The sequence below is a fragment of the Desulfobacterales bacterium genome (genome assembly GCA_029211065.1).
GTDB lineage: Bacteria > Desulfobacterota > Desulfobacteria > Desulfobacterales > JARGFK01 > JARGFK01.
On the sequence record JARGFK010000187.1, the window covers coordinates 1 to 4,983 of the forward strand.

Annotated in this window: 4 protein-coding genes; 2 read left to right on the forward strand and 2 right to left on the reverse strand. The window is 50.7% G+C overall.

What is annotated here, in order from left to right; translation table 11 throughout:
* Together P1P89_22165 and P1P89_22170 are read left to right on the forward strand one after the other, a co-directional pair.
* The coding region (locus P1P89_22165; protein ID MDF1594225.1) for an integron integrase at window positions 1-1,304 on the forward strand (1,304 nt) is incomplete at its 5' end.
* Between the two features lie 432 nt (window positions 1,305-1,736).
* Window positions 1,737-2,756: a cation diffusion facilitator family transporter gene (locus P1P89_22170; protein ID MDF1594226.1), complete on the forward strand. Its 1,020-nt coding sequence runs from the start codon at window positions 1,737-1,739 to the stop codon at window positions 2,754-2,756.
* On the opposite strand, the gene P1P89_22175 is transcribed toward P1P89_22170, so the two are convergent.
* Together P1P89_22175 and P1P89_22180 are read right to left on the reverse strand one after the other, a co-directional pair.
* Entirely contained in the window at window positions 2,757-3,944 is a 1,188-nt protein-coding gene (locus P1P89_22175; protein ID MDF1594227.1) for an MFS transporter, read from the reverse strand.
* The gene (locus P1P89_22180; GenBank protein MDF1594228.1) at window positions 3,944-4,519 is read right to left on the reverse strand and encodes a LemA family protein; all 576 of its coding nucleotides are present in this window, start codon (window positions 4,517-4,519) and stop codon (window positions 3,944-3,946) included. Before P1P89_22180 ends, P1P89_22175 begins: the two co-directional genes overlap by 1 nt.
* Window positions 4,520-4,983: the final 464 nt, after the last annotated feature.

Below are 4,983 nucleotides of genomic sequence, written 5' to 3' on the forward strand. Positions count from 1 at the left end.
CTATATTGCCGGAGTTTCAAAAATTTATCACCCAACGCAAACTAGCACCGAAAAACCAGGCTCCTTTTTACGCCCACTGGGTCAGTAGGTTCCTACGGTTTTCCAATACACAACAAGACAAACCATTGGTTTTAAGAATACAAATGTTCCTCGATGGTTTGAAGAAAGACGAAAAAGTTCAGGATTGGCAATTCGAACAGGCCGATAACGCTGTTAAACTTTATATCCATCACTTCCTGTCGAATAATACATCGGCGCTATCGCCGAATGCAGACACGGCAACCGAAAAAAAATACCCGGACGTCAAAACAGTGCAGAAAAAAATTAGGGAAATATTGCGCCTCAAGCATTATGCCTACAGCACGGAAAGGACTTACACGGGATGGTTTCTTCGCTTTCATGCCTACCTGACCGGCGTAAAAAATAAAGATTTGCAAACCCTGAGCGTCGATGAAATGGATGTCCGGGATTTCCTCAGTCACCTGGCGATCAAGCAGCGGGTTTCGTCTTCTACTCAAAATCAGGCCTTCAACGCGCTGCTGTTTCTATTCCGCGAAGTTCTCAACATCGATCTGCATGATCTCAGTAAAACGGTGCGGGCGAAAAGAGGTCCCAAGCTTCCTGCGGTACTGTCGCAAAATGAAGTGCGCAGTCTGCTCGATCAGTTAAAAGAAAAAGACCGTCTTTTGGTTCATATTATATATGGCACCGGCATGCGGCTGATGGAAGTGGCCAGGCTGCGGGTTCAGGATATTGATTTCGGATCGAATTCAATTACCGTTCGGGCAGGTAAAGGCGATAAAGACAGAACGACGGTTCTTCCGGATGCTGTAAAAAATAAACTGACAGAGCATCTGGCCGCAGTCAAAAAAGTCCACGAACAGGATTTAGCCAAAGGCTTTGGCGAGGTCTATCTGCCGGAAGCTCTCGACAAAAAATATCCGAATGCAGCCAGGGAATGGCGCTGGCAGTATGTCTTCCCCTCGGCGGCTCTCTCCGTTGATCCGCGTTCAGGCAAGGTGCGCCGTCATCATATCAGCCCCAGTTCTATCCAGAAAATTGTTGCAGCTGCAGTCAGAAAGGCCGGTATTCCCAAGCACGCCACTGTCCATACATTGCGCCATAGTTTTGCCACACATCTGCTGATGAACGGTGTGAATATCCGCGAAGTTCAGGAGCTTTTGGGCCACAAAAATGTTGAAACAACGATGATCTATACTCATGTGCTCAGAAATATGTCGAAAGCGCCGATAAGCCCGCTGGACACGCTCCTTGCCGACGAAGGCCTCGGCAGTAACCGCTAAAGAGTCAAGAAGGAAATATAGGGCAAGGAACGTCTTGCTTCATGAAAAAAGGGACTTTCGGCAATTCAATTGTTTATACAATAATCATTGCTCCCCGCAGCAATCACCAGTCCCCTTTTAACCGCATAACTTATTTCTAAAAATTATTAAATACACCCGGCCGTTTTTTTGCTATAAATATATATCCCGACCGCAGACGGGCTAATGAACTGCCCCGCAGCCCCGATAAACCGGGATCTTCGACAAGCTACGGGGTATCATATGTCATGCCGGACCTGATCCCCGCTGAACACGAGATCATCGACCGGCATCCAGTTTATGTTTCTGGATTCCGGCTTCCGCCGGAATGACGATTCGCGGCAAGCCGCGGGGAATTGGACCCAAAAGAAAATTAACAGTCATAACGACAATTAGAAGCTCCCAATTAAAACCATGAAATTTTTGAAAAATACCCAGGGCGTTCGCATCACCGCCATCAGCCTGTCCCTTGTCATCGGAACGGCCTTGATGCTGGGTAAATTTTATATTTACACCCTGACCCGCTCTTCCGCCGTTCTTTCCGATGCGCTCGAATCCATCATCAACGTAGTGGCCAGCGCCTTTGCCCTTGTCAGCATTCTGGTTGCCGACAGGCCCCCTGACCGGAACCACCCCTACGGCCACGGTAAGATCGAATATTTTTCAGCCGGTTTTGAAGGCGCACTCATTATCCTTGCCGCCGTCGGGATTTTCATCACGGCATGGCCGCACCTCTTTCATACCGATGACCTTCCCCACCTTGAAAGCGGCCTGTTGCTCCTTTTCGGCATCAGTTTAATCAATCTCTTTCTGGGCGTTGGGCTTGTAATAACGGGCAAGCGAACCGCATCCCTCACCCTTATTGCCGACGGCAAACATGTCCTTACGGATGTTTACACCTCCGGCGGCGTGGTGCTGGGTCTTTTATGCGCCTATCTGACGGGTTGGTACTGGCTGGACGGCGCCATCGCTTATCTGGTCGCATTGAATATTCTCTTTTCCGGCTGGCAGCTCGTGCGCCAGTCCTTCACCGGCCTGATGGATGCCGCCGATCCCGAATTTCTGAAAAGCATTGCCGACCTGATCATTCAGCACCGCAAGGACGTCTGGATCGATATCCATCAGCTCCGGGCCTGGCGTTCAGGCAATTTTGCCCACATCGATTTTCATTTAATTCTCCCCCAGGAATTGTCCCTGGAGGAATCCCATCGGGAATCCAAAGCCCTTGAAAAAATCATCGTCGATCATTTTGCAGGGAAAGCCAGCGTTCTGATCCATACGGACCCCTGCGAAGACCCGGATTGTCCCACCTGCCGCCGCCACCTGTGCCGTATCCGCAAAGAAAATCTGACAAAACTGGTTTCATGGGATCTGGAGACGCTGATCCGCCAGGGCCGACATAATGTACAGCCGGATGAAGCGACAACCGATTAATCAAATATCCTTAAGCTTGGGAATCCGCTTCTCCTGCAGGAGCAGGGACGCCACGCTGCCCAAGACCAGCACCCCCGCAAAAAAAATGAAACAGGCTTTGAGAGAATAGGTTTGGGCGATCCAGCCGCCGAAGATGGGCGATAAAAACTGGATTTCGTAGGCGGTGTAAATCATGCCGACGGTGCTGGTCCGGACGGAGTTGTCCACCAGGGAGGTGGCCGCCGTCATCACGATCGGACTGATGAAGCTGACCACCCCCAAAAGCCCCATCAGAGAGACCATCACGGCCAGATGGGTGGTGCGGGTCAGGGCCACCGTAGCCGCCGCACCCAGGAGAAACAATGCGGCCAGCAGCAGCCGCACGCCGAAGCGGTCATAAAACATTCCCAAAAGGGGTTTGCTGACCGCGCCCATAAAAAAATAGACGCTCATTAAAAAACCGGCCGTCCTGGCATCGGCGCCCATGGTGGCGGCGATCAAAAGGGGAAAGAACGTGATGATGCCCCGGTAGCCGATGCCCCTGAGGGAATAGATCACGATCAGGGTAACCACCGGCAGGTTACAGCACACCTTGTCCCAGATTCCGGAAAACATCTCTCTGGCATTCTGGCGCGACCCCCGGGTTTCGGGCAAAAACCGGTAAACCAGGACGGCCACCCCAATGACCGGCAGCATGATAAACTGGAGTCCTGCCCGCCAGCCCAGGGTAAGGGCCAGGGTCCCGATAACGGCCGGCATCACGGCGCTGCCGATGTTACCCCCCAGGCTGAACATTCCCATATAAAAACCCGGCCGGGTTCTAAAGGCCTCTGAGACCAGCGCCGTTGCCGTGGGATGAAACGTGCTGTTGCCCAGGCCCACCAGAAAACTCAGAACCAGAATGAGATAATAATTTTTTCCGACGAGACCGATCCCCATAAAAGAAAACGCGGCAAGGATCAGGCCCGCGGTCAATATGACCTTGCGCCTTCCCAGATAATCCGACAAGATCGACGCCGGCATCAGCATCAGAAATATTGCCAGGCCCTGGGCCGAAACGATCATCCCGGTCTGCAGGATCGAAAGGCCCAGTTCCTGCATGATCAGGGGCAGTACCGGCACAAGGACATAATGAAACCCATCGCTGAACCCGTGGGCGGTGGCAATGGAAACAAGGTTAAGGCCTTGGGTGATGCGCTCCTTCGGCATCAGAATGTCACTTTGGGTGCAGCTGTTTCCCCTTCCGGCACTTCATAATAGGCCCCGCTGGAAACACCAGCCATTATTGCGAAAAACCGTCCGAAAAAAGTCCGGATATAGGTGTTCAAACCCTGTACGGCTTCATTATAGCGTTTTCTTTCAACCGAAATTCTGTTTTCGGTTCCTTCCAGGCTGTCCTGCAGTTTCAGAAAGGATTCATTGGCCTTGAGCTGGGGATATTGCTCCCGAAGCAGCAGCAGCCGGGAAAGGACGCCTTCCAACCGGTTGGCAGCTTCTATTTTTCCCTTTGGATTGCCGGCCTGAAAATACCGGGTCCTGGCCTCGGCGATATTTTCAAAAAGCTCTTTTTCGTGTTGGGCATAACCCTTGACGGTTTCCACCAGATTGGGAATCAGGTCATATCGCCGCTTGAGCTGGTTTTCCACCTGGGCCCACTTTCCTTTGACGTTTTCGTCCATGGCGATGACCCGGTTATAACCGCCGACGACCCATCCGCCGATCATAAACCCGATAACCACGATGATGCCGACAACTATCAGTACCATTTTCAATGTTTTTGACATGGTTTCCTCCCTTAAAGTAAAAGTCCGGGCCCAGAGGGCATGATTTACGCAAAAGTCATTGGCAAAATTCTAAATCCGAATATCGAAATTCGAAACAAATTCAAATATCTAATGCCCTAATGACAAAAACAAAATCCTATTCACGATGTCAGATACGTCTATTGTTTGGATCATTTGGATTTTGGTCATTAAATATTGTTTCGAATTTCGGATTTCGGGCTTCGGATTTAGCGTTTTTGCATTTCATACGGCAGAGCCACTGAACTCTGACCCCGCAAGGCGGGATCTTTGTCTGGCCCTTTGAAAATCCCGCCATTCGAGACTGTGTCGTAATTGCAAAAACAGCTTGTTTTTCTTTACGTCATGCCGGACTTGATCCGGCATCCAGGAGTATATCTACGCAAAAACATTCTGGATTCCGGGTCGAGCCCGGAATGACAAAAAATCTTTGAACTCTGTTTTCT